Source organism: Blastococcus sp. DSM 46786, assembly GCF_900109665.1.
Lineage (GTDB): Bacteria > Actinomycetota > Actinomycetes > Mycobacteriales > Geodermatophilaceae > Blastococcus > Blastococcus carthaginiensis.
This window is the reverse complement of the sequence record NZ_FOAO01000034.1, coordinates 1-25,033: the sequence shown is the minus strand read 5'-3', so window position 1 is coordinate 25,033 and position 25,033 is coordinate 1. Positions and strand designations below refer to the sequence as shown.

Here is a 25,033-nt window from a genome sequence, read left to right as displayed (position 1 = left end):
TCATCGAGGGCCCGCTGCCGGCGGTGCACGCAGCCCGCGACGCGGTCGACCAGTACGCGCGGTGGATGCGCGCCGACGGCGACGACCGGCCCATCGGCGTGCTGCGGTCGGCGGCGGCGCTGGACCTGATCCTGCGGCCGTGGGACACCAGCCGCCCACCGGTGACCGCGCACCTGACCCTCCACGCCGCGCTGCCCTCGCTGCGGCCCGACGCACCCGCCGGCGCCGCGCCGGCGGAGCTGGACGGGCAGCTGATCTCCGCCGCCCAGTGCCGGGAACTGCTCGACTCCCTGGACATGCTCGGCCTGTCCGCGGCACCGGCCGGCGGGTCGGTCCACGTCGCGATCGACGACCCGGTCACCGGCGAGACCGTCGCGGTGGCCACCCGCGCCGAGTTGGCCCACGCCGCCGGCCGGGGTCGGCGCGTGCGCCGCGGGACGGGCACGCGCGGCGCGCACCCGCCCGGGCAGCCCGACGGGCCCGGCCTCCGGCCGCCACCTCCGACGCCGGGGTACCGGCCCACCGCCGCCCAGGACAGGCTCATCACCGTGCGCGACCGGCACTGCCGCATGCCCGGCTGCCGCCGCCGCGCCGGCCGCTGCGACATCGACCACGGGCAGGTCTACGCCGACGGCGGCCCCACCGACTGCTGGAACCTGTGCTGCCTGTGCCGGCGACACCACCGCATCAAGACCTTCGCCCGCGGCTGGTCGTTCACCCTGCACCCCGACGGACGGCTCGTCGTCCGCACCCCCTCAGGGATCTCCCGCACCACCCGCCCGCCCGGCTGGTACCACGACCCCGAACCCGACCCGCCCTGGCTGGACGACCTCGCACCCCCCGACCCGCTCCGCACCTGAGGCCCGCAGGTGGTCGACACGGTGCCCGGCGATGCGACGGTGGCCGCGGACCTGCCTGGACGCACCCCCCGGCGTACCGTGCAGTGACCGTCGTCACGGGGGCGCCATGACTCTGCTGCACCGGCTGGGCTCCGCCGCCCGCCAGGCCACGCAGGTGGCCGCCGGTGCCGCTGCGCTGGCCACCCTGCCGGTGGTCGTGGGCGCCGGCCTGGTGGGCGGGACGGCGTCGGCCGCGACCCGCGCCGCCCGCGCGGGGGTCGCGGGTTCGCTGCACGTGGCGCACGGGGTCGCCGTCTCCGGCACCCGCGCGGTCGGCACCCTCGTCACCGGTGCCGACCCGCTGCCCAGCGGCCACCTGCACGACCTCGTCGACGCCGCGAAGGGCCTGCTGGAGCCCCCGCCGGCCCGGCACACGCGACGGGTCTGGCGCGACGGCGACCGCCTGCAGATCGAGGTCGAGGACCCCGCCGACGACGACGCCCCCGCCGCCCGCGCGGCCCTGCGCCGCCAGCTGGAACGGCTCGAGGGCGTCGAGTGGGCCACCGTCAACGACGTCGTCGGCCGGGTGCTGGTCGCCGTCGACGCCCGCCGGGTGGGCATCGAGGACGTCGTCGGCGTGGTCACCGAGATCGAGCAGGCCCGCGGCGGCACCGGCGTCTTCCCGCAGCGCCCCGACCACCCGGCCGACGTCGAGCCGCTGATCGCCGCCGTCCTCGCCGCCGCCGTGGACGTCGCCGCCTTGGGGTTCGCCACCGCCGGGAAGTACCTGCCGATCCCGGCGGTGCACCGGCACGCCACGCTGGTCATGGCGCTGCTGGACACCCAGCAGTGGCTCAAGCGCGCGCTGTCCGACCGGATCGGCCCGGTCGGCACCGACCTGGTCTTCGAGGGCACCGGCGCGCTGCTGCACTCGCTGACCCAGAGCCCGACCGTGCCGGCGCTCAACGCCGCCGCGGCGGTCCAGCGGGCGCTGGAGGTTCGCGCCCGCCGTCGGGTGTGGTGCCGCCGCGAGCGGGAGCTCTGCGGCCCCGAGCCGGACGACGACACCGCGCCCGGTCCGCTGCCCGGTCCGCTGCCCGGCCCGCGCCCCGGCGCGCTCCCGCGGGGGCCGGTCGAGACCTACCGCGACCGGCTCGGCCCCACCGAGCTCGGCTCGGCGCTCGCCCTGCTCGCGCTCACCCGCAGCCCGGGCCGCTCCGCCGACCTCATCCGCGCGCTCACCCCCAAGGCCGCGGTGCAGGGCCGCGAGTCCTTCGCCGCCACGCTCGACCTGCTGCTCTGCCGGCAGGGCGTGCTCCCCCTCGACGGCTCGGTCTACCGCCGGCTCGACCGGGTCGGCGCCGTCGTCGTCGACAGCGCCGCCCTCTGCACCGGCCCGCCGGTGGTCGTCGAGGCCGTCGCGGAGGCCGACGGGTGGGACGACGCCGCCGTCTGGTCGGCCGCCACCCGCCTGCTCACCGGCGACGGGGAGGAGGAACGGCTCCGGCTCGGGCCGGTCCGCCGCAGCGACGACACCCCCGGCGGCAAGGTGCGCTCGCTGCTGCAGGGCCGCCGCCGGGTCGGCAGCGTCACCGTCGCCGCCGAGCTCGACCCGCACGCCGAGGCGCTGCTCACCACCGTCGCCGACGCCGGCCTGCGGCTGGTGCTCACCCGGCACGTCGGTGCCCGCGACGTCGCCGGGCTCGCCGACGAGGTTCCCGACTCGGGCACGCCGCTGGTGGACGTCGTGCGGGGAGCGCAGACCGACGGGCACGGCGTGCTGCTGGTCTCGGCCACCGACGGGCCCGCGCTGATGGCCGCCGACGTCGCGGTGGCCCCGGTGCTGCGCGGCCGGGCCCCGACGTGGGGCGCCGACCTGGTCACCGACCCCGGGCTCGCCGATGCCTGCCGGATCGTCGCCGCCGTCCCCGACGCGAAGGCGGTCAGCCGCCGGGCCACCGCGGCCGCGCTCACCGGCAACGTCCTCGGCGGCCTGCTCGCCGCCGTCGGCAACCCCCGCGTCGGCCAGGCCCGGGCGACGACGCCGGGCAAGTGGGCGACCGCCGGCACGATGGCCGCCGGCACCCGCGCCGCCGTCCGGGCCGCCCGCCGCCCGCTCCCGGCGCCGACCGTGCACACCCCCTGGCACGCGCTCGACCCCGACGACGTCCTGCGCCGGCTGGCCGACCTCCCGGCCGCCGACGAGCGCCCACCGGGCCGGCTGCCCGCCCTCGCCCGCCGGGCCGCCGCCCATCCCACCGTCCGAGTGCCGGCCCGGTTCGCCCGCACCGTCGGCGCCGAGCTCGCCGACCCGCTCACTCCGATCCTGGCCACCGGCGCCGCGGCCACCGCCGTGCTGGGCGAGGTCACCGACGCGGTGCTGGTCGGCAGCGTCACCGCCATCAACGCCGTCGTCAGCGGGCTGCAGCGGATGCGCGCCGAGAGCACCCTGGAGTCGCTGCTGCTGGAGCAGGCGCACTGCGCCCGCCGGGAGACCGACGGCGGCACCGAGGAGGTGCCCGCGACCGCACTCCGTCTCGGGGACGTCGTCCTCGTCGAACCCGGGACCGTCGTGGCTGCGGACGCCCGGCTGCTGGACGCCGAGGACCTGGAGGTCGACGAGTCCAGCCTCACCGGGGAGTCCCTGTCGGTCGCCAAGTCGGTGCCCGCCACGCCGGGGGCCGAGCTCGCCGACCGCACCTGCATGCTCTTCGACGGCACCACCGTGGTCGCCGGCCGCGGGCGGGCCGTCGTCGTCGCCGTCGGGCCGGCCACCCAGGCCGGGCGGGCCGCGCGCGCCGCGGGGGGCGCCGCACCACCGGCCGGCGTCCAGGCCCGGCTCGCCGAGCTCACCCGCGCCGTCCTCCCGCTCACCCTCGCCGGCGGCGGCGCGGTCACCCTGCTCGGGGTGCTGTGGGGCCGCCCGCTGCGCGAGTCGGTCGCGGCCGGGCTGGCGATCGCCGTCGCGGCCGTGCCCGAGGGACTGCCGCTGGTCGCCACCGTCGCCCAGCAGGCCGCGGCCCGGCGGCTGTCGCGGCGCGGCGCGGTGGTGCGCAGCGCCCGGGTGCTCGAGGCGCTCGGCCGGGTGGACACCGTCTGCTTCGACAAGACCGGCACGCTGACGGAGAACCGGCTGCGGGTCACCCGCCTGCTGCCGCTCGACGACGGCGGCGAGGACGAGCTGCTCCGGCTCGCCGCCACCGGCATGGGCAACGGCCACGACCACGCGCACGAGACCGACCGTGCGGTGCTGGAGGCCGCCGGCGACGCGTGGGACGGCCCGCCCGACGCGAGCCTGGCCTTCGCCGCCGGCCGCGGCTTCTCCGCCGCCGTGCGTGAGGGACGGCTCGTCGTGAAGGGCGCGCCCGAGGTGGTGCTGCGCCGCTGCTCCGCTGCTCCCGAGGTACGCGACCGCATCCGGCAGCTGGCCGGCGAGGGGCTGCGGGTGCTCGCCGTCGCCGACCGAGCCGTCGAGGGGACGCCGGACGACCTCGACGAGGCCGCCGCCGACCTGACCCTGCGCGGGCTCGTCGGGCTGTCGGACACACTGCGGGAGTCCTCGGTGCGGGCCGTCGAGCAGCTGCGGGCCGCCGGCGTGCGGGTGGTGGTGGCCACCGGTGACCACCCCGAGACCGCGAGCGCCATCGCCGCGCAGGCCGGCGTGCCCGACGCCGACCGGGTGGTCACCGGCGCGGAGCTGGCCCGGGCGACGGACGCCGAGCGGGCGCGGCTGGTCGCGGGGGCCGCCGTCTTCGCCCGGCTCTCCCCCGAGCAGAAGGTGACGCTGGTGCAGGCGCTGCGGCGGGCCGGCGCGACGCTGGCGATGACCGGCGACGGCGTGAACGACGCCGCCGCGATCCGGCTGGCCGACGTCGGCGTCGGCGTCGAGGGCGCGGAGTCGCCCGCCGCCCGCACCGCCGCCGACCTGGTGCTCACCGACGTGGACCTCACCCGGCTGGTCGACGCGATCGCCGAGGGCCGGGCCATGTGGTCGCGGGTGCGCGACGCGGTGTCGGTGCTCGTGGGCGGGAACGCCGGCGAGGTCGCGTTCACCGTGCTCGGCACCGCCGTCGGCGGCCGCGCGCCGGTGAACACCCGCCAGCTGCTGCTGGTCAACCTGCTCACCGACATGTTCCCGGCGCTCGCCGTCGCGGTGGCGGCTCCCCGGCAGGCCGCGGTCGGGGAGGACGACGGGCCGCTGGCCGGGCACCCGCTCGCCCCCGTCCTGCGGGCCGGGCCGCACCGGGGCTTCACCGCGGCGGTGCAGCGGATGGTGCTCGTGCGGGGCGCGGCGACGACGGCCGGGGCCACCGCCGCCTGGCTCGTGGGCCGCGCCACCCCGCTGTTCCCCGGGCGGGCCAGCACGATGGGCCTGGCCGCGCTGATCACCACCCAGCTCGCACAGACCGCGTGGTCGGGGCGGCGCAGCCCGCTGGTGCTGGTCACCGTGGCCGGGTCGCTGGCGGCGCTGGTGGCGATCGTGCAGACGCCCGGGGTGAGCCGGTTCTTCGGCTGCACCCCGCTGGACCCGGGATCGTGGGCGGTGGTGCTCGGCTGCGCCGCCGCCGGTGCCGCGGGCGCCGAGCTGGTGCCGGGGCTGGTCGCCCGCCGGTCGTCCTGAGCACCGCCGAACCGACCGGTGGGGTCGGGGCGACCGGTCGCCCACTGGTACCACGGTGCATCCCAGAGCGGACGGTCGGCGCCGTGAGCATCCAGATCGCCGTGCGGCTGCCCGACGAGCTGGTCGAGTTCCTCGATCAGCTGGTGTCCGACGGTCGGGCTCCGTCCCGGGCCGCCGTGGTGAGCCGGGCGTTGCACCGGGAGCGTCGCCGCGAGATCGCAGCACGCGACGCGGCGATCCTCGCCGCTGCCGACGGCGAGGACGACGACCTCGACGCGCTCGCGGAGCACGCCGCCCGTGTCCCGCTGGACGATCTCGGCTGATGCGGCCGATCCATCTCGCCGCGCTGGACGAGACCCGACCCGTTCTCGTGCTGACCCGGGAACTCGTGCGCCCCCACCTCGCCCGGGTCACCGTCGCACCCATCACCAGCACCGTGCGCGGGCTCTCCACGGAGGTCCCGGTCGGAGCGGACAACGGGCTCGACCACCCCGGCGTCATCAGCTGCGACGACGTCGTCACCATCCCGAAGGCAGCGCTCGGCCGGCAGATCGGCCGCCTGTTCCCCGAGCAGGAGCCGCACCTCACCGCCGCCCTGCACGCCGCCTTCGACCTCGAGGACCTCATGCCTTCCCGCGGGGCACGCTGAGCGCTCCACCGATCGAGCCCGACCCTTCCGCGGCGGGGCCCGGGATCAACGGGGCGGACCTGTCGTGAGGCACCACACCCCTTCTCCACCCCGAGGTGGTGCTGCGAAGCTGAGCGGGTGAGCCCGAAGAGCAGAGGTCGGACGCCGCGGAACCGGAGCCGTCGATCCACCGGACCCGCGCAGGCCTCCCCTGGCGTCCGGCTGCTCCAGGAGCTGGACCACGAGCTGCGCGAGGCCGACACGCTCTCCGCCGAGATCACGGTGTCCGCTGTGCTCGGAGCCGCCCGTCTCCCCCGCCACGACGGTCCCGCCGCCGTCCGGGCACCCGTCGACCTGGTCGCCGACCTCATCCGGCAGGCGGGCAAGGTGCGCCGGCCGACGTCGCTCGGCCTGCTGCGCTGCCTGGCGAGCCTGACGGAAGGGAACCAGGGCGACGCCGACTTCCGGGTGGGCGACGTCCGGTACGGGGATCCGGAGCAGCTGTCCGACGGCTGGCTCGACGACACGCGGGACGAGGCGCGGGCGCGCCTCGCGCAGGTGCTGCCCCGCACCGGTGACCGGTTGCGCTACACCTACGACTTCGGCGACGACTGGGAGCACGAGGTGCTCGTCGAGTCCGTCGAGCCGGCCCCCGGCACGATGCCGATCCAGTGCCTGGCCGGGCGGCGGGCCGGCCCGCCCGAGGACTGTGGCGGCACGTGGGGATTCGCCGAGCTCTGCCAGGCCGCCCAGCACCCCGACGACCCCGCTGCGGTGGAGCGGCTGGAGGAGCTCGGTCACCCGTTCGACCCGGCGCACTTCGACCTAGAGGCCGTCGACGACCGGCTGCGCTCCCTCGGCCGTCGGTGACCCGCGGCAGCGGGTGGGGGACCTCGCTGGTCGAGCCGGACCGGCGCACGGGTGGCCGGGCCTGGGATGAGGCGAACAGGCCGCGGATGTCCTCGGCCGTCGTCCACAGCCCCTCGACCGGTGCACGGCGCGGCGCCGCCCGGCGCGCTAGCGCCCTCCGTCCGGCGCGAGGCGGACCAGACCGGCCTCGACGGCGACGGCCGCCGCCCCGGCGCGGTTGCCCACGCCGAGCTTGGTCAGCAGGTGCTCGACGTGGGTGGCCACCGTCCGCTCGGTGACGCCGAGGACGCGGGCGATCATCCGGTTGGTCGCCCCGGCCGGCAGCGCGGCGAGCACGTCGAGCTCGCGCCGCGACAGCCCGGACGGCGGGGACGCGACCCGGTGCTCGACCACCACCCACCGACCGGCCGGCCGGGCCTCGACCGCCAGCAGCTCGGCCCCCCGGATCACCAGGAGGTGCCGCCCCAGCCGCGACGGCCACGCCGTCGGGGCGAGCAACGCCGCCAGCGGCGACCCCGGGGCCACGAGCTCCGGCCGCGCCTCGGCGGTCAGCGCCACCGGCGGTCCGCCGTCCGGCTGCCAGCACAGCACCCCCACGCCGGCGGGTACCGGTGCCGCCAGCGGCAGCCCGTCGAGCGGGTCGACCAGCCCGGTGAGGTCGGCGGACAGCAACCGCAGCAACCCGGTCACCTCGTCGTCCACGCTTTCCGCCGCGGTGCTGGCGTGCACCGAGCCGACGTACCGGCCGCCGGCCGACAGGCACAGGCTCACCCCGTCGGCGAACCGCGCCGGGGTGATCACCTGGTCGAACATCGGCCCGCGCCGGTCGGCCGGGGTGATGTCGCGCACCCGCAGCGGCCGCCCGGAGTCGCGGACGACGGGGAAGAGCGGGTCATCGTGGAAGGCGAGCTCCATCGCGGCCAGTGCCTCGTCACCGTACCCGGCGGCGGCGAGGGTCTCGTGCCGGCCGGCGACCGGGTCCCAGCGCTCCACCGCCGCGCCGCAGCAGGGCAGCAGCGCCTCCAGCGCCCCGAGCACCGTCTCGGCGCGGGCGGTCCGGGTCGGGCCCTCGCCCCGCGCCACCGCGTCGGCGGCCTCGCGCACGGCCAGCGCCACCGCCATCCGCTCCGTGCGCATGACGCACCTTCGCACGAGCAGAGCACACCGCACATCCATCGTGCACTCGGCAGTTCGACCGATGCGCGACCGTCCGCGGCCACGGCACGCTCCCCGCACCCCTGCGAGCGAGAACGAGGAGCACCCATGGACGTCGCCGAGTACGCCGAGCACGACGCCACCGGCTTGGCCGAGCTGATCACCGCCGGCAAGGTCAGCGCGGCCGAGGTCCACGACGCCGCCCGCACCGCGATCGAGTCGGTGAACGGCGAGCTCAACGCGCTCGTCGGCCCGCTGTTCGACCGGCCCCTGCGGCACGACGAGGACGGCCGGTTCGCCGGCGTCCCGTTCGCCATCAAGGACCTCGTGCTGCACGCCGAGGGCGTTCCGCAGCGGGCCGGCAGCCGCATGCTCGGCCCCGGCGTCCCCTTTCCGTACGACACCGCGCTGATGGCCCGCTTCCGCCGCGCCGGGCTGGCCGCCATGGGCGTCACCGCCACCCCCGAGTTCGGCTTCAACGCGACCACCGAGTCGGTCGCCAACGGCCCGACGCGCAACCCGTGGGACACCACCCGCTCCCCCGGCGGCTCCAGCGGCGGGTCGGCCGCGCTGGTCGCCTCCCGCGCGCTGCCGGTGGCGCACGCCAACGACGGCGGTGGCTCGGTGCGCATCCCGGCCGGCGCCTGCGGGCTGGTGGGGCTCAAGCCGACCCGAGGACGGACGACGGTCGCCCCCGACTACCAGGACCCGCTGCTCGGCCTGGGCGTCGAGTTCGCCGTCACCCGCACCGTGCGCGATGCGGCCGGACTGCTCGACGCCGTGCACGGCGCCGAGCCCGGCGACCGCTACCTGCTGCCCGCACCGGCGTCCACCTTCGCCGCCGCCGCGCGCCCGCCGTCCGGGACGCTCCGCATCGCCGTCTCCACCGCCGCACCCAACGGCGCGCCCGTCGACGCTGCCTGCGTCGAGGCGGTGCAGGCGGTGGCCCGGGCGCTGGCAGACGCCGGGCACGCCGTCGAGGAGGCCGCGCCGGCGTACGACGTCGCCGCCTTCGACGAGGCCAACCTGGTCGCCTGGTGCAGCTTCCTGGCCGATGCCGCGTACGGCATCGCCGCCGTGCTGGGCACCGAACCCTCGGCCGAGGTGCTCGAGCACACGACGCTCGCCTGCGCCGAGCACGGCAAGCGGCTCAGCGCCCTGGACCTCTACGCCGCCGACCGCGCGTTCAACGCGACCACCCGCGCCGTGGCCGGCTTCTTCACCGGCTACGACCTGCTCCTCACCCCGACCGCGGCGGCCCCGAACACCGCCCTGGGGCACCTGGACGCCGACGACGCCTCCCTCGACGCCCGCGGTTGGTACGACCGGCTCTTCGCGTTCGCGCCGTTCACCGCGCTCGCCAACGTCACCGGCGCCCCCGCGATCAGCGTCCCCGGCCCCACCTCGCCCGAGGGCTGGCCCGTGGGCGTGATGCTCCTGGGCCGCCCCGCCGCGGAGGAGACCCTGCTGGGCGTCGCCGCGCTGCTCGAGGAGGCGCTGCCGTGGGCCGACCGGCGTCCGCCGGTCGTCGCGCACTGACAACCGTTGACCGCCGCCTCGCCAGGGGGAAGCGTGGGGCGCACCGTGCCCGAAGGAGCTGTCATGACCGCGACGTCCGTCCCGTCCACCGGCACCGCCACCCGGCCCGGCCACCCGCTCGCCCGGCTCACGGCCGCAGAGATCACCGAGGTCCGCGGCCTGGTCGCCGACCTGCTCACCGGGTCGACGGCGTTCGTCTACGTCGGCCTGGAGGAGCCGCTGAAGGACGACGTCCTCACCTGGGAGCCGGGCGTCGAGCTGGACCGCCGGGTGCGCGTGCTGCTGCTCGACCGGGCGACCGGGGACGCGCGCGACCTGTCGATCTCGCTGACGCAGCGCTCCGTCGTCCGCGACGTGGTGGTCGACGCCGCCACCGAGGGGCAGGTACCGATCCTGGAGGCCGAGTTCGAGGCGATCGAGCCGATCCTGGCCGAGGACGAACGGTGGGTCGCGGCCATGCGCAAGCGCGGGCTGGACGTGGCCGACGTCCGGGCCGTGCCGCTGTCGGCCGGCATGTACGGGTTCTCCGACGAGGTCGGCCGGCGGATGATCCGCGTGCTCGGCTTCCACCAGCGCGACGAGCAGGACCTGCCGTGGGCGCACCCGGTGGACGGCGTCGTCGCCTACGTCGACCTGATCGCGGGGACGGCGACGGCCGTGCACGACGTGCTCGACCTGCCGGTGCCCGGGGAACGGGGCCAGTGGGACGCCGAGCCGCACGCGCAGCCGCCCCGCACCGACCTGAGGCCCATCGAGATCACCCAGCCCGAGGGGCCCAGCTTCACCGTCGACGACGACGAGGTGCGTTGGGCCGACTGGCGGTTCCGCATCGGCTTCGACGCCCGCGAGGGGCTCTCGCTGCACCAGCTCGCCTTCGACGGCCGCTCGGTCGTGCACCGGGCGTCGATCGCCGAGATGGTGGTGCCCTACGCCGACCCGTCACCGGTGCGGTTCTGGCAGAACTACTTCGACACCGGCGAATACCTGTTCGGCCGGTTCACCAACTCCCTCGAGCTCGGCTGCGACTGCCTCGGCGAGATCCACTATTTCGACGCGGTGCTGGCCGACGAGAGCGGCAGCCCGCGGACGATCGGCAACGCGATCTGCATGCACGAGGAGGACTTCGGCGTCCTCTGGAAGCACACCGACCTGTTCACCGGCATGGCCGAGACCCGGCGGCAGCGACGGCTGGTGATCAGCTTCTTCACCACGGTCGGCAACTACGACTACGGCTTCTACTGGTACCTCTACCTCGACGGCCGCATCGAACTGGAGTGCAAGGCGACCGGGGTGCTGTTCTCCTCCGCCTACCGCGACGGGCACCCGTACGCCACCGAGGTCGCGCCCGGGCTCGGGGCGCCGTTCCACCAGCACCTGTTCTGCGCGCGGCTGGACATGGCCGTCGACGGGCGGCACAACGAGGTGCACGAGGTCGACGCCGTCCGGGAGCCGGTCAGCGACGCCAACCCGTACGGCAACGCGTTCGGCCGCCGGGCCACCGTGCTGACGCGCGAGGCCGAGGCCCAGCGGACAGCCGACGCCTCGGTCGGGCGCACCTGGCACGTGGTCAACCCGTCGGTCACCAACCGGCTCGGCCAGCCGGTCGGGTACGCGCTGTACCCGCAGCAGCAGCCGACGCTGCTGGCCGACGAATCGTCGTCGATCCACAAGCGGGCGACCTTCGCGGCGAAGCACCTGTGGGTCACCGCCTACGACGACGCGGAGCGCTATCCGGCCGGGGAACTGGTGAACCAGCACCCCGGGGCCGGCGGGCTGCCGAGCTGGACGGCCGCCGACCGCCCGCTGACCGGTCCGGACGGCGCAGGTGCCGACCTCGTGCTGTGGCACGTGTTCGGCCTGACCCATTTCCCGCGGCCCGAGGACTGGCCCGTCATGCCCGTCGACCGGACCGGCTTCAGCCTCGTGCCGGTCGGCTTCTTCGACCGCAACCCGAGCCTGGGCGTGCCGCGGTCGACCTCCTCGCACTGCGGCTGACACACGCCGGCATCAGAAGCCCGACCGAGGCACGCCCTGGCCCGGGTCGATGCGGGTCGGACCGGACGCCGACGGCTCGACCGGGAAGTCGAAGATCCCCGTCGGCAGGTAGACCGTCGCGCACGAGTTCGGGATGTCGACCACCCCCGACAGCCGGCCCTCGATCGGCGCCGCGCCCAGGATCATGTAGCCCTGCTCCGGCGTGTAACCGAACTTCGTCAGGTAGTCGATGGCGTGCAGGCAGGCCCGCTGGTAGGCAAGGTCGCTGTCCAGGTAACGCTGTTCGCCGTCCACCGTCACCGACGTGCCGGAGAACGCCAGGTACCGGTCGTAGCGCGGTTCGACGTTGCCCGGGATGAAGACGGCGTTCTCGCTCACCCCGTAGGTGTCCATCCCGCCGCGGATGAGGTCGACGTGCAGGTCGACGAACCCGCCCATCTCGATCGCGCCGCAGAAGGTGATCTCGCCGTCCCCCTGCGAGAAGTGCAGGTCGCCGACCGACAGGTTCGCCCCCGGCACGTACACCGGGTAGAAGACGCGGCTGCCCCGGGTGAAGTTCTTGATGTCCTGGTTGCCGCCGTTCTCCCGCGGCGGCGCCGTCCGGGCCGCCTCGCCGGCCACCCGGTCGAAGTCGGCCCCGGTCAGCGACCCGAGGATCGCGTCGTCGGGCAGCGGCGGCAGCGCCAGCGGCGGGTTGCGGTCGGGGTCGGTGGCGATCAGGTCGCCCTCCCGCCGGTTCCACCGGGCCAGCAGATCGGCCGACGGCGCCGTCCCCATCAGCCCCGGGTGCGTGATGCCGGTGAACGACACCCCGGGCACGTGCCGCGAGGTGGCCGTCTGCCCGGCGAAGTCCCAGATCACCTTGTAGGCGTCGGGGAAGAAGTCGGTGAGGAACCCGCCGCCGTTCTGCTTGGCGAAGATGCCCGTGTACCCCCAGCCCTGCCCGGCCAGCGGCCCGGAGTCCTCCTGCGGGATCGGCCCCAGATCGAGGATGTCGACCATCAGCAGGTCGCCGGGCTCGGCGCCCTCCACAGCGATCGGTCCCGACAGGGCGTGCACCCGTGAGAGCGGGGCGTCCCGGACGTCGTCGGCGGAGTCGTCATCGTGGATCGCCCCGTCGAACCACTCCCGGCAGTGCACCCGGAAGACGTCGCCCGGGTGCACCGTGACGGCCGGTGGGATGTCGGGATGCCAGCGGTTGTGGCCCACCAGCTCCTGGTCGCGGAACGAACGGCTGGAGTCGAGCGGGAAGACGACCTCGGGCATCACGGACCTCCGGAAGTGGGTCAGAAACGGGGCAGCCGGGCGAGCGCCGGATTCGTCGCCACCTGCGGCGGAGTTCGCCAGGAGGGGACGGCGGAGACGACCGCCGGCTCGTCGGCCGTGCGCTCCGTGCGGTCGAGCAGCGCCCGGTTGGCGGCCGACCCGAAGGACAGCTGCGGAGTGGTGAACACCCGGGGCGCGAAGCTAGCGCAGTCGGGGCAGGGCTCGCGATCGGCCGCGGTGCCGATCGGGCGGGCGACCTCGAGCAGACCGTGGTCGACGCAACGGTACTGGTAGACGGCCATGACGACCTTTCCTGTCCGGTCGGCGAACATCCACCGGCTGGGCGGGTGCCCGACCCGAGCCTCGGGGGAACACCACGGCGCGGCCAGCCGAGGAGGGATCACCCCATCGTGGTCGGGCGCGTCGTGACGGACGGGCCCGGATCAGTCGCCAGCTGGTGGAGGTGCCCGGATCAGTCGCCGGTGTAGGCGCCGACGCCGAAGTGCTGCTCGCCGTCCTCGTCGACCTGCACCAGCACGGTGTAGGCCTGGCCGCCGATGATCGCCGCACAGGTGTCGCCGTCGCACTCGATGGTCTCGACCTCGCCGCCCTGCTCGGCCAGCGCCCGGGTGACCGCGGCCTCGGTGGCGGCGTTGTCGTCGTCGATGCCGCCGCGCCACAGGATGAGCCCGGCGATGGCGATCGCCGCGACGACGATCGCGACGAGCGCGGCGATCAGCAGGCCGCTGTTGCGCGACGCCCAGCCGGGTTCGCTCCCCTGCTGCCCGTCCGGGGCGGGTGCCGCGCCGCCGGGGACGCCGGCGCCGGGGACGACCCCACCGGGCAGGACGCCGGCGCCGGTGCCGTCGGTGGGCCCGGCGGCGGCCGGCACGGGCGGGACGTACGCCGGGTCGGGGCGGCCCGGGCCCGCAGTGGCGCCGGTCGGGTTCGGGTTGTCGGTGCTCATGGGAGGACGTCCTTCATCGGGGGGAAGCGGGTCATCGGGTCCGCGGCGCGCGGGCACCCGGGGGAGCCGGGGGGGCCGGCCGGCTGATGCGGGAAACCCTGCCACAGCACCGCGCCACGGGCGGCGATCCACGGCGAACTGCCAGCGGACGCACAGCGCCCCGGACCTCGCGGAGGTCCGGGGCGCCGGCGGGGATCAGACGGTGGTCGGCGTCCGGTCGGCCGGGCGGCGGCGCACCGAGCGCACCGTGCGGACGGCGGCGCTGCGGGCGAGTTCGCGGATGGGCCCGGTGTCCCACAGCTGGCGGGGCGCCTCGGCCGGCTCCTCGGCGGCGGGCGCCTCCGGCTGCGACCGCGCGGCCTCGGTGCGGGCGGCGACCTCGGCCAGCGCGGCCCGGCGGCGGGCCAGGATCGCCTCCTTCTGCCGGTCGACCCGCTCCCGCTCGGCGAGCACCAGCAGCTCCTCCTTCGCCTGCGCGACGGTGCGCCGCGACTCCTGCGCCATCTCCTCGAGCTCGACGTCGCCGGAGTCGCGCAGCTGCACCAGCCGGTCGTAGGCGGTGGGCGGGCTGAAGTTCAGCAGCAGCTTCATGAGCACGGGGAGCACCTCGACGCACATGAACAGCAGCGAGAGCATGAACTGCGCGGCGGCGAGCGTCATGTTGCGGTCGCCGAGGCGGTCCAGCGCCTCCAGGCGCAGCAGGATGCCGCCCGAGCCCTCGTTCTCGACGTCGAACGCGGCCTGCTGCCGGTCCAGCTCGGCGGTCAGCCGGGTCAGCTCGGCCCGGTCGGCGTCCAGCGAGGAGCCGGCGAGGGCGGCGCTGCGCCCCTCGGCGGCGGCGACGGCGGCGACCGCGGCGTCGAGCTCGGCGCGCGCCGCGGTGACGACGGCGGTCTGCGCGTCGGCCGCGGCCCGGGCCTGCAGGTAGGCCTCCCCGGTCCCGGCGTCACCCGTGCCGCAGGTGCCGTCCAGCTCGCACTGCGCCTTGGCGTCCAGCTCGCGCTGCAGCGTGACGGCCCGGTCGTAGGCGGCCTGCTTCCCGGTGACGCCGGCGCGCACCACCGCCAGCCCGGGGTCCGCCACTCCCCCGCTGGCGACGACCGCCTCCTGCGTGGCGATGCGCTCGCGCAGGTCGGGGAGGCCGGCGAAGCGGCTGTCGGACTCCAGCGCCACGCGGTGCGCGTCGGCGGCCTCGGCCTGCATCGCCACGATCTCGGTGTCGATCTCCTTGCTGAACACCTGCAGCGTCAGCGGCGTGGCGACGACGACGCCGAGCACCAGCGCCAGCCCGACGCGGGGCACGGCCATGACCAGGTTCCGCTTGAGCGAGGAGTCGTGCGCCATGCCGACCAGCAGCATCCGGTCCAGGTTGACCACGACCGCGCCCCAGCCCAGCCCTACCAGCACCGCCAGCGGCCACCAGACGCCCAGCGCCATGCCGACGGCGAAGGCCGCGGAGACCGCGGCCAGCGCGCCGGTGCTCAGCAGGACACCGCCGAGCGCCACGAACCGCTGCCGCGCCCCGGGTGCGGCGGCCAGCACGTCCGGTCGCGCGCCGGCCAGGACGGCCAGCCCGTCGCCGATGCGCCGTCGTCGCTCGCTCATGCAGTGCACCCCCGGGTGACGGGGATGGAGAAGGACCGTCACCCACGAGTGCTCATCGGCAGGCCGAGCCGGTCACGGCACCGTGATCCGGCTCGCCCCGCCGGAGGTCACATCCCTTCCTCGGTGCTCGGGGTGCCGTCCTCCCCGTCGACGCTGTTGTCATCGGTCTGCCCGGGCGGGACGTCCTCGTCGAGCACGGTGTCGTCGTCCTCGTCGAGGCCGCCGGTCCCCGGGTCGGTGCCGTCGGGGTCCTCGTCACCGCCGTCCACGGGGTCCTCCGAGCCGACCTCGTCCTCCTCGAACTGCTCCTCCGTCACGCCCTCGTTGACGTCCGCCTCGTCGTCGCCCCCGCAGCCGCTGAGGCCCAGGCCGGTGGCGAGCAGCGCGCCGGCGAGCGCGCGTGTGGTCCTGCGCATCGGTCCTCCCGTGGTTCGCGTACCTGGCCCTCCGGTGCCCACCGGCGTCGCTCGCCACGCACCGGGGACCGGGGATGACACGGCTTCGACACGAGAACCGGGACGGGACGTCAGCCGCGTGCGCTCCACCCCGGGTGGCGGCCGGTGCGGCCGAGCAGCCGGTGCAGGGCGGGCGCGTCGTCGGGCACCGGCACGACCGGCCCGAACAGGCCTTCGGGGTCGTCGGCCGGGTCGCTGCGGTCGCCGACGAACTCCAGGCACGCCTGCACCGCGGCCGGGTCCGGGCGGTAGGGCTGCCCGGTGGCGGCGGCGAGGTCCCAGCCGTGCACGAGCACTTCGTCCAGCGCCACCAGCGCCATGGCCGCCGCGGGCATCCGCACCCCGGCCACCTCGGCCTCACCGGCCCGGGCACCCGGTCGCCGCCAGGCGGTGGTCAGCGCCTCGAGGCGGGCGGGCAGCAGGGTGCGCCAATCGGGCGCGAGGGCGTCCGCGTCCGCCGACGGGCCGCCGTCGAAGGGTGCCTTCTCGGCGGCGAGCCGGAACGCCAGCGCCAGCCCGAGCAGGTGGTCGAGCAGGCCGGCCACCGGCATGCCGGAGCACGGTGTCGGGTCGCGCAGCTGGTCGTCCCGCACGCCTGCCACCACCCGCGCCAGCTCGGTCGTCGTCGGTCCCAGGTCCACGGTCGTCGTCTCCATGCGGATGGGACGGCCGGGGACACCGGAACTCATCGCGTGCGGCAGGCTGGACCGGTGAGCGATCCCTTCGACCTCCGCCGGTTCGTCGACGCCCAGACCCAGACCTACGACCAGGCGCTCGCCGAGCTGCGCGCCGGCCAGAAGCGCACCCACTGGATGTGGTTCGTCTTCCCGCAGGTCGAGGGCCTGGGCAAGAGCGGCATGGCGCAGCGCTACGCGATCTCCGGGCTCGACGAGGCCCGGGCGTACCTGGCGTACCCGGTGCTGGGGCGGCGGCTGGTCGAGTGCGCCCGGGCGCTCACCGCGCTCGACACCGAGGACGCCGTCGCCGTGCTCGGCCCGGTCGACGCCCAGAAGCTGCGCTCGTCGATGACGCTGTTCGCGCAGGCCGACCCCGGGCAGCCGGTGTTCCGCGAGGTGCTCGACCACTACTTCGGCGGCGCCGAGGATGACGCGACGACGAGCCGCCTCCGACCGTCGTAGGCGCGCGGCGGCGACCACGGTCACCGGAACGCAAAGACCGCCCGCGTGTGAGCCGGTGCGGCACCGGGCACGGCCCCCCGGTGAGTGAGAACACGAGCGGATCCGGATACGTCGAAGCCGAGTTCACGCGCGACTCCAAGTACATCTCCGACCGCATCACCGCCGACGGCTCCAGCCCCTGGCCGGTCGAGCCGGGGCGCTACCGCCTCGTCGTGGCCCGGGCGTGCCCCTGGGCGAACCGGTCGGTCATCGCGCGCCGGCTGCTGGGCCTCGAGGACGTCATCTCGATGGGGCTGTGCGGGCCCACCCACGACGAGCGCAGCTGGACCTTCGACCTCGACCCCGGCGGCCGCGATCCGGTGCTGGGCTACGAGCGGCTGCAGGAGGCCTTCCTCGCCCGCGACCCGGGGTACTCGCGCGGCATCACGGTGCCGGCGATGGTCGACGTCCCCAGCGGCGCCGTCGTCACCAACGACTTCCCGCAGATGACCCTGGACCTCTCCACGCAGTGGACCGCCCACCACCGCGAGGGTGCACCCGACCTCTACCCCGAGCACCTGCGGGAGGAGATGGACGAGGTGATGGAGCGGATCTACCAGGAGGTCAACAACGGCGTGTACCGGTGCGGGTTCTCCGGCTCGCAGCGCGCCTACGACAAGGCCTACGATCGGCTGTTCACCGCGCTGGACTGGCTCAGCGACCGGCTCGAGCACCGCCGCTTCCTGATGGGCGGGCAGGTCACCGAGGCCGACATCCGGTTGTTCACCACGCTGGCGCGGTTCGACACCGTCTACCACGGCCACTTCAAGTGCAACCGGCAGAAGCTCAGTGAGATGCCGGTGCTCTGGGCCTACGCGCGCGACCTGTTCCAGTTGCCCGGGTTCGGCGACACGATCGACTTCCCGCAGATCAAGGAGCACTACTACGTCGTCCACGCCGACATCAACCCGACGCAGATCATCCCGCAGGGCCCCGACACCTCCGGCTGGCTGATGCAGCACAACCGCGACCAGCTCAGCGACCGGCCGTGGGGCGACGGCACGCCGCCCGGCCCGCCGCCGGCCGGGGAGCGGGTGCCGGCCGACCACGGCCCCGGGGGCATCGGCCACCGCTGAGGGGCCCCGCACCGGGTCCCGACGTCCTGCGGACGGCGGAACCCGGTGCGGTCAGCCGGTCAGCGCCTGGCGAAGTGGCTCACGCAGGCGCCCTGGTTGCGGAACACCGGGACGGTGCTGGTGGCCCAGCCGCCGTCCTTGCAGTCCTGCTTGCCGGTCAGCCGCACGGCCGGCTGGACGTCGTACGTGGTCGTGTCCCCGCCCACGGTGATCCCGATGCCGTCCACGTACGCCGTCATCGCACCGTGCCGCCCCACGTTCACCGCGAACCCGGTGATCGTCGATCCCTCGCCGTAGAACTCGACCAGCGTGGCGAGGTCGGTGGGGGTCCGGTTCGAGCCGGGGGTCGCCGAGCTGAACGGCTGGATGCTGGGCGTCCACCAGCCCCCCGCGCTGCTGCCGGCGCTGGTCGTGGTGTCCCAGTCCTGCCAGGTCCCGTCCGCCATCGCGAAGCCCGCCTTGTTGGCCTCCCACACCAGCGTCACGAAGTCGTCCTCGCCCTCCGGGTCGATCGTCACGTTGATCGACGGGCCGTAGCCGGGCAGGCCGGTGCTGTACGTGGAGTAGATGACCCCGTTCAGCTCCGCCAGCGGACGGCCGTTCAGGAGGCTGGTCTCCAGGCGTGCCTTCTGGGAGGTGTCGACCGCGAGCTGGTAGACGTGAGTCCCCCACGGGTCACTCCCGGCCTCGGGCGTGGCCACGACGTCCCCGATGCCCGTCGTGGGCGTCGGCGCACCGGTCTCCGCGTAATGGGTGCTGCTGAAGTACCAGTCCGCCCCCTCCTCCGGGGTGATCGTGACCGTCCCGGCCGCGAGAGCCGGGCCGGCGGCCAGGATCCCCGCGAGGGCGGTGGCGCTGCAGACGGCGGTGAGGCGTCGGGTGGTCGGCAAGGAGGTCTCCCCGTGGGTGAGCAGGCGGTTGGCCGCCGCATCAGACCACCCCGGACAGCCCGCGTCCATCACCTGGCGCAGCACTTCTCGACCGGCAGGTCGTGCTCGCGTGGGGACAGGGGCACCTGTGGACAACGCCGTGGCGGGTCCCCGCGACCTGCCACGGTGTCGGGCATGACGACCTCCCCGCTCGCCGATGCCCGCGTCCGCTCCGCCGCCGAGCTCACCGACCGCTGGCGGTCGGTGCTCGACCCCGCGACCTTCCCCGCCCGCAGCTTGTGGCTGACCTGGTTCGACGCCGACGGCCGCCAGCTGCCGGTCGTCGTCCCCGTCGACGACCTCCCCGCCCTCCCGGAACCCGCCCTGCTGGTCGGGCTCCGGGAGGTGCACGCCTCGGTCGTCGACGACCAGCTCGGCGGCACCGGGCACCTGGCGCTGGCGCTGTGCCGGCCGGGTGAGGCCGTGGTCACCGCGGAGGACGAGTTCTGGGCCGCGGAGCTGCGGTCGGTGCTCGACGACGACGTCGTGGCGGGCACCTGGAGCCTGCACGTGGCCGCCGCGGGCACCGTCCTGCCGCTGGTCGAGGGATGGGGCCGCTAGACCGGGTGGCGGGCGATCCACTGCGCGGCGATGACGGTGCGCTGGATCTCGTTGGTGCCCTCGCCGAGGATCATGAGGGGCGCGTCGCGGAAGTAGCGCTCGACGTCGAACTCCTTCGAGTAGCCGTAGCCACCGTGCACTCGCATGGCGTCGAGGGCGACCTGCATCGCGGCCTCGGAGGCGAACAGCTTCGCCATGCCGGCCTCCATGTCGGCGCGGGCGCCGCCGTCGAGATTCTCGGCGGCGTCGGCGGTGAGCAGCCGGGCGGCCTGCACCTTGGTGGCCATCTCGGCCAGCAGGTTGCCCACCGACTGGTGCTTCCAGATGGGGACGCCGAAGGACTCGCGCTCCTGCGCGTACCGGGTGGCCGCGGCCAGCGCTGCCTGCGCGACCCCCACCGCGCGGGCGGCGACCTGCACCCGCCCCACCTCCAGGCCGCGCATCATCTGCACCCAGCCGCGGCCGGGCTCCCCGCCGAGGACGGCGCCGTCCGGCACCCGCATGCCGTCGAAGGTCAGCTCGCAGGCCTCGATGCCGCGGTAGCCGAGCTTGGGGATCTTCGCCGAGATCTCCAGGCCCTCGCCGGGCTCCACCAGCAGCACGCTCATGCCGGTGTGCGGCGGGACGGCGTCGCGGTCGGTGCGGCAGAGCAGGCCGATGAGCTGGGAGTGCTGGGCGTTGGAGATCCAGGTCTTGCTGCCGGTGACCGCCCAGCCGTCGTCGGTGCGGACGGCGTGGGTGCGCATCGCCTGCAGGTCGCTGCCGCCGCCGGGCTCGGTGAGCGCCATCGTGGCGCGCACCTCGCCGGTGGCCATGCGCGGCAGGTAGCGCGTCCGCTGCTCGTCTGTGCCGACGGTGGCGAGCAGGTGCGAGATGACCGAGTGGCCGCCGATCGCGCCGGCCAGGCTCATCCACCCGCGGGCGAGCTCCTCGGTGACGCGCGCGAAGCAGGCGGTGCTCACGCCGCTGCCACCGTGCTTTTCGGGCACCAGCAGCCCGAAGAGGCCGAGCGCCTTCATCTCCTCGAGGAAGTCGTCCGGGTAGCGGTCCTCGGCCTCGAACTCGGCCACCCGCGGGCGCACCCGCCGGTCGACGAACTCGGCGGTGAGCGCGACGAACTCCTGCTCGTGGGCGGGCAGCGCCGTCACGCGAGCGCCTTCAGCGTCTCGATCGCACGGAGCCGCTCGGCGTGCTCGGCGGCCAGGGGCGTGGCGTTGAGCGTCGTCACGCCGGCCTCGCGGAAGGCCGCGATCCGCTCGGCGACGTGCCCGCGCGGCCCGACGAGGGAGACCCCGCGGACGAACTCCTCCGGCAGTGCGGCCGCCGCCTCGTCCTTGCGCCCGTCGAGGTAGAGGTCCTGCACCGTCCGCGCCTCGTCCACGAAGCCGTACCGGACGGCGAGGTCGTTGTAGAAGTTCTTGCCGCGGGCGCCCATCCCGCCGACGTAGAGCGCCAGCTGGGCCCGCACCCGGTCGAACGCGGCGGCCTGCTCGTCGGCGTCCTCGCTGATCAGCAGCTGGGTGTCGACGACGATCTGCAGCGAGCCGAGCTCGGGATCGCGCCGGGCGGTGCCGTCGGCGAGCGCGTCGCCGAACGCCGTCGCGCTGCCCTCGGGCAGGAAGAAGGTCGGCTGCCAGCCCTCGAACAGCTCGGCGGCCAGGGCGACGTTCTTCGGCCCGATGGCGGCGAGCACCATCGGGATCCGTGGCCGCACCGGCTGGTTGATCAGCTTCAGCGGTTTGCCGAGCCCGCTGCCGCCCCGCTCGGGGGTGAGCGGGATGTCGACCTGCTTCCCGTGGTGATCGAGCTTCTCCCGCCGCCACACCGTGCGGCACACCTCGACGACCTCGCGGGTGCGGCCCAGCGGCGCGGTGTAGGGCACGCCGTGGAAGCCCTCGACCACCTGCGGCCCGGACGCCCCGATGCCGAGCGTGAAGCGGCCGCCGGAGACGAAGTCCAGGCCGGCGGCGGTCATGGCCAGCAGCGCCGGGGTGCGGGAGTAGATGTTGAGGATGCCCGAGGCGATCTCCACCGTCGTCGTCCGGGCCGCCAGGTAGCCGAGCTGGCTGACGGCGTCGAACGAGTAGGCCTCCGCGACGAAGACGGTGTCCAGGCCCACCGCCTCGTACTCGGCGATGACGGCGGCGGTCTCGTCGAACCGCGCGCTGTAGGAGATGGGCATGCCGATGCGCACGGGAGTGCTCCTGTCGCCGAGTTGTCTGGCCCCCGGCAACGTAGCGCTACCGGGGGACGGCCACCCAGCCCTCGGCCTCACGCAGCGGGGCCTTGAGCACCTTGCCCCCGGCGTTGCGCGGCAGCGGGCCGTCGATGACCCGGACGAACTGCGGTCGCTTGAAGTCGGCCAGCCGCTCGCGGGCGAAGGCGGACAGGTCCGCGACGAGTCGGGCGGTATCCGTGCCGGGCTTCGGCAGGACGACGGCGCCGACCTTCTCCCCCATCACCGGGTCGGGGACCCCGACGACGGCCACCTCGAGGACGTCGGGGTGCTCGGCGAGGGCGTTCTCCACCTCGACGCTGTACACGTTCTCGCCGCCGCGGTTGATCATGTCCTTGGCGCGGTCGACGATGCGGACGATGCCGTCGGTGATGGTCGCGAGGTCGCCGGTGTGCAGCCAGCTGTTCTGGAACGTCTCGGCGGTCCGCGCCGGGTCGCCCCAGTAGCCGGCGACGACGTTCGGCCCGCGCACGAGCAGCTCTCCGACGCCGGTGACCGGGTCGGGCCGGTGCAGGTCGACGTCGTCGACCGGGGTGGGGAACCCGACGGCGTCGGCGTGGGTCTCGGCGTACTCGTGCGGCAGGAAGGTGGCCAGCGCGCTGGTCTCGCTGAGGCCGAACCCGTTGCCGAGCCGGGCGTTCGGGAACGCCGTCCGCAGCCGGTGCACGAGCTCGGGGGCGATGGGGGCGCCGCCGTAGCTGAGCGTGCGGACGGTGGAGAGGTCGGTCGCCCCCAGGTCCGGGTGGCGCAGCACGAGCTCGTAGATGGTGGGGACGCTGGTGATCAGCGTGATGCCGTGCTCGGGTATGGCGGTGAGGAAGGCCTCGGCGTCGAACCGGGGCATGAGCACCGACAGTCCGCCCAGGGCGATCTGGGTGAGGAACTGGGAGTTGCAGCCGGTGACGTGGAACAGCGGCACCGAGATGAGCGTGGCGTGGGCTGCGTCGGGGTCGCGGCTGAGCTCGCGGCAGCGGATGACCGACTCGATGTTGCTGAGGAAGTTCTCGTGGGTGGTCATCGCGCCCTTGGGGCGACCGGTCGTGCCGCTGGTGTAGAAGAGCGCGGCGACGTCGGTGTGCTGGGGGTCGGGGACCTCCCCGGGCCCCCCGTCGGGCAGCGGCTCGCCCGGGCGGACGACGTGGGCGGCGCCGCAGTCCGCGAGGATGAAGTCCGCCTCCGCCGGGGCCAGCCGGGTGTTCATCGGGACGACGACGGCGCCGGCGAGCTGGGCGCCCCAGAAGGCGAGCACCCAGTCGACGCCGTTGGGCAGCTGCACCGCGACCCGGTCGCCGGTGGTGACGCCGGCGTCCCGTAGGCCACCGGCGACGCGCCTGGCCCGCTCCCAGAGCTGGGCGTAGGTGAGCCGGCCGCCGCCGAGCTCGACGATGGCGGTGCGGTCACCGTGCCGCTGGGCCTGCTCGGCCAGCACCCGGACGACGTTCTGCGACAGGTTCACGTACCGGCGGATGCCGTCGGCGCCGAGCTCGATGCCGCTGGTGTCGAAGGGGCTGGTCCCCGTCGCGGTGCTGTGCGTGCCCATGCCTCTCCCCCGTCCGCGGTGGTGTCGGCTCCGGATTGTGCGCCGGTGAGCCAGGTCTCGTGCGCCGGGGCGTCACCCGATCCGGCGGCGCGGGCGGGCTGTCCACAGTTACGGAACCGGATACCGCCGAACTCTGCGTAGTCTCCCGCTGTGCGTGATCTCCGTGGGGGCCTGATCCGGACGACGCTCGGCTGCGTGCTGGCCGGCACCGTGCTGCTGACGGGGTGTTCGGAGAAGCAGGAAGCCAGCACCACCCTGCCGACGACGGCCGCCGCGCCGACCACCGAGGCGCTCCCGCCCCTGGGGCCGGCGGACTTCCCGGTCCCTGCCGAGGCGCGCGTGAATACACCCGGTGCCGCCGTGGAGTTCGTTCGCTACTACGTGGCTCTCACCAAGCACCTGGCGATGACTGCCCGAGATCCGCAGCCGCTGCTCCGACTCAGCGAAGACTGCCGCACCTGCAACCAGATCGCCCAGGCCTTGGCGGCTGACGTCGCCGCCAACTACAGCTATGCCGAGTACACGTACGAGTTCAACGAGTACGGACCAGCCCTCGTCAACGGCGACATGGCGGAGGTCGGCTTTGCATATGTACAGGGCCCCATCACTGCGGTGGACGAGAGCGGCCAGGTCGTCCCGGATCGATCCGCGGCCAGCCCTGAAATGTTGCAGTCAGGTGCGAGCCTGCTCTGGAAAGACGACCTCCAGAGCTGGGTCATCACCGGATTGACGGTGGGCTGACGTGCGGCGACTGGTCGTCGCGGCCGTCTTCCTGATCGGACTTATCGTGGGCGGTGCAGCCCCGGCCCTGGCCTGTGTAGGACTCGACTGCGACGGGCCAGATGTCACGACTGGCCCGGGTTCTCTTACCGCGACATACCTTGAGCAGAGGCCGGGTGGTTCATGGGCGGCTTCCAACAGCGCTCCGGTCGAGCACCCGTACACCTACCGGCTGTCCCGCCCATGTGTCGTCAGTGATCGTGAAAGCGGTGGATGCCGGCCGAGCGACTTCCTCCAGTGCCCGTCCCCGCCCGACCGGGTCGTAGAGAATCTGGTCGCCGAGCAACGACGTCTGGCGCTGCCGGGACCTGACGGCACGACGACCATCGACGGCTTTCCCACCGGTGGCGCGCCGGTCGGCACCCAGGTGGGCCCCTGGATCGTCGGGACGCGGGCCTGCATCGACATCACGGCGCTGAACCCACCGCCATCACCTGCCGAGGTGTTCCGCTACTTTCAGCGCCTGCCGCTGCCCCAGCTGATGACCCGGCACCAGCCGCCCGGGAACGGCCTCACGGGGCTGCCGGTGATCTTCTACACCGATTCCCCGACCACCCAGACCTTCACCGTCGACATCCGCGGTTTCACCGTGGTCATCGACGCCACCGCCGAACAGTTCACCTGGCACACCGGCGACGCCGGCGGCCCGATCACCACCACCGACCCCGGCGCCCCCTATCCCGCCCACAGCATCGAGCACTCCTACCGGTCGGGCACCTACACCGCCTCCCTCACCGTCACCTGGGGCGCCACCTTCACCGTCGACGGGAGCGCCGAGACCGACGTCCCCGGC

Annotated in this window: 23 protein-coding genes; 12 read left to right on the top strand and 11 right to left on the bottom strand. The window is 74.7% G+C overall.

Annotated features, from left to right (window positions below):
- The 5 genes from BMW62_RS21585 to BMW62_RS21565 form a co-directional block, all read left to right on the top strand.
- On the top strand, positions 1-860 hold an 860-nt coding region (locus BMW62_RS21585), incomplete at its 5' end, for an HNH endonuclease signature motif containing protein (protein ID WP_211435240.1).
- Positions 861-966: 106 nt separating this feature from the next.
- On the top strand, positions 967-5,460 hold the full coding sequence (locus BMW62_RS21580) for a cation-translocating P-type ATPase (protein ID WP_091935638.1): 4,494 nt from the start codon (positions 967-969) through the stop codon (positions 5,458-5,460).
- 83 nt (positions 5,461-5,543) lie between these two features.
- Positions 5,544-5,783 (top strand): ribbon-helix-helix domain-containing protein, encoded by a 240-nt coding sequence (locus tag BMW62_RS21575; RefSeq protein ID WP_091935635.1) that lies wholly within the window; start codon positions 5,544-5,546, stop codon positions 5,781-5,783.
- Positions 5,783-6,109 carry a type II toxin-antitoxin system PemK/MazF family toxin gene (locus BMW62_RS21570; RefSeq protein ID WP_091935633.1) on the top strand — a complete coding sequence of 109 codons (327 nt, stop codon included), beginning with the start codon at positions 5,783-5,785 and terminating at the stop codon, positions 6,107-6,109. The genes BMW62_RS21575 and BMW62_RS21570 overlap by 1 nt, the downstream gene beginning before the upstream one ends.
- Positions 6,110-6,226: 117 nt before the next feature.
- Positions 6,227-6,958 carry a plasmid pRiA4b ORF-3 family protein gene (locus tag BMW62_RS21565; protein ID WP_091935630.1) on the top strand — a complete coding sequence of 244 codons (732 nt, stop codon included), beginning with the start codon at positions 6,227-6,229 and terminating at the stop codon, positions 6,956-6,958.
- Between the two features lie 147 nt (positions 6,959-7,105).
- On the opposite strand, the gene BMW62_RS23035 is transcribed toward BMW62_RS21565, so the two are convergent.
- Positions 7,106-8,095, bottom strand: coding sequence for a helix-turn-helix transcriptional regulator (locus BMW62_RS23035; protein WP_211435239.1), 990 nt, complete (start codon positions 8,093-8,095; stop codon positions 7,106-7,108).
- 126 nt (positions 8,096-8,221) lie between these two features.
- On the opposite strand from BMW62_RS23035, the gene BMW62_RS21555 reads away from it, so the two are divergent.
- Both BMW62_RS21555 and BMW62_RS21550 read left to right on the top strand, forming a co-directional pair.
- Positions 8,222-9,652: an amidase gene (locus tag BMW62_RS21555; RefSeq protein ID WP_091935627.1), complete on the top strand. Its 1,431-nt coding sequence runs from the start codon at positions 8,222-8,224 to the stop codon at positions 9,650-9,652.
- 63 nt (positions 9,653-9,715) lie between these two features.
- Entirely contained in the window at positions 9,716-11,647 is a 1,932-nt protein-coding gene (locus tag BMW62_RS21550; protein ID WP_091935624.1) for a primary-amine oxidase, read from the top strand.
- A gap of 12 nt (positions 11,648-11,659) precedes the next feature.
- On the opposite strand, the gene fmdA is transcribed toward BMW62_RS21550, so the two are convergent.
- The 6 genes from fmdA to BMW62_RS21520 form a co-directional block, all read right to left on the bottom strand.
- Positions 11,660-12,913 (bottom strand): formamidase, encoded by a 1,254-nt coding sequence (fmdA, locus tag BMW62_RS21545; RefSeq protein ID WP_091935620.1) that lies wholly within the window; start codon positions 12,911-12,913, stop codon positions 11,660-11,662.
- A 20-nt stretch (positions 12,914-12,933) separates the two neighbouring features.
- Positions 12,934-13,215, bottom strand: a complete 282-nt coding sequence (locus BMW62_RS21540) for a zinc ribbon domain-containing protein (RefSeq protein WP_091935617.1) — start codon at positions 13,213-13,215, stop codon at positions 12,934-12,936.
- A 170-nt stretch (positions 13,216-13,385) separates the two neighbouring features.
- Complete coding sequence (locus BMW62_RS21535) at positions 13,386-13,880, bottom strand: hypothetical protein (protein ID WP_091935614.1); 495 nt, start codon at positions 13,878-13,880, stop codon at positions 13,386-13,388.
- A 195-nt stretch (positions 13,881-14,075) separates the two neighbouring features.
- Positions 14,076-15,485 (bottom strand): DUF4407 domain-containing protein, encoded by a 1,410-nt coding sequence (locus BMW62_RS21530; RefSeq protein WP_091935611.1) that lies wholly within the window; start codon positions 15,483-15,485, stop codon positions 14,076-14,078.
- A 107-nt stretch (positions 15,486-15,592) separates the two neighbouring features.
- Positions 15,593-15,901 carry a hypothetical protein gene (locus BMW62_RS21525; RefSeq protein WP_091935608.1) on the bottom strand — a complete coding sequence of 103 codons (309 nt, stop codon included), beginning with the start codon at positions 15,899-15,901 and terminating at the stop codon, positions 15,593-15,595.
- Between the two features lie 110 nt (positions 15,902-16,011).
- Complete coding sequence (locus BMW62_RS21520; RefSeq protein ID WP_244524212.1) at positions 16,012-16,629, bottom strand: TIGR03086 family metal-binding protein; 618 nt, start codon at positions 16,627-16,629, stop codon at positions 16,012-16,014.
- Positions 16,630-16,650: 21 nt separating this feature from the next.
- Between BMW62_RS21520 and BMW62_RS21515 the strand changes: the two genes are divergently transcribed.
- Together BMW62_RS21515 and BMW62_RS21510 are read left to right on the top strand one after the other, a co-directional pair.
- Entirely contained in the window at positions 16,651-17,079 is a 429-nt protein-coding gene (locus BMW62_RS21515; RefSeq protein WP_091935600.1) for a DUF1810 domain-containing protein, read from the top strand.
- Positions 17,080-17,159: 80 nt separating this feature from the next.
- Complete coding sequence (locus BMW62_RS21510; protein ID WP_091935643.1) at positions 17,160-18,194, top strand: glutathione S-transferase family protein; 1,035 nt, start codon at positions 17,160-17,162, stop codon at positions 18,192-18,194.
- Positions 18,195-18,253: 59 nt separating this feature from the next.
- Here BMW62_RS21510 and BMW62_RS21505 read toward each other — a convergent pair whose 3' ends face one another.
- A complete protein-coding gene (locus tag BMW62_RS21505) occupies positions 18,254-19,084 on the bottom strand; it encodes a hypothetical protein (RefSeq protein WP_139206348.1) in 831 nt (276 codons plus the stop codon).
- Positions 19,085-19,258: 174 nt separating this feature from the next.
- Here BMW62_RS21505 and BMW62_RS21500 point away from each other — a divergent pair, with 174 nt between their 5' ends.
- On the top strand, positions 19,259-19,684 hold the full coding sequence (locus BMW62_RS21500; RefSeq protein ID WP_091935641.1) for a hypothetical protein: 426 nt from the start codon (positions 19,259-19,261) through the stop codon (positions 19,682-19,684).
- Here the strand turns inward: BMW62_RS21500 and BMW62_RS21495 are convergent.
- Genes BMW62_RS21495 through BMW62_RS21485 form a run of 3 tightly spaced genes read right to left on the bottom strand, consistent with a single transcriptional unit; the run spans position 19,681 to position 23,460 of the window.
- Positions 19,681-20,832, bottom strand: coding sequence for an acyl-CoA dehydrogenase family protein (locus BMW62_RS21495; RefSeq protein ID WP_091935595.1), 1,152 nt, complete (start codon positions 20,830-20,832; stop codon positions 19,681-19,683). The genes BMW62_RS21500 and BMW62_RS21495 overlap by 4 nt on opposite strands.
- Positions 20,829-21,878, bottom strand: coding sequence for an LLM class F420-dependent oxidoreductase (locus BMW62_RS21490; protein ID WP_091935592.1), 1,050 nt, complete (start codon positions 21,876-21,878; stop codon positions 20,829-20,831). The genes BMW62_RS21495 and BMW62_RS21490 overlap by 4 nt, the downstream gene beginning before the upstream one ends.
- A 46-nt stretch (positions 21,879-21,924) precedes the next feature.
- A complete protein-coding gene (locus BMW62_RS21485) occupies positions 21,925-23,460 on the bottom strand; it encodes a class I adenylate-forming enzyme family protein (protein WP_091935589.1) in 1,536 nt (511 codons plus the stop codon).
- Between the two features lie 150 nt (positions 23,461-23,610).
- On the opposite strand from BMW62_RS21485, the gene BMW62_RS21480 reads away from it, so the two are divergent.
- Positions 23,611-24,201: a DUF6318 family protein gene (locus BMW62_RS21480; protein ID WP_139206347.1), complete on the top strand. Its 591-nt coding sequence runs from the start codon at positions 23,611-23,613 to the stop codon at positions 24,199-24,201.
- Between the two features lies 1 nt (position 24,202).
- Positions 24,203-25,033 (top strand): hypothetical protein (locus BMW62_RS22320; protein WP_139206346.1); only part of this gene is annotated, 831 nt, incomplete at its 3' end.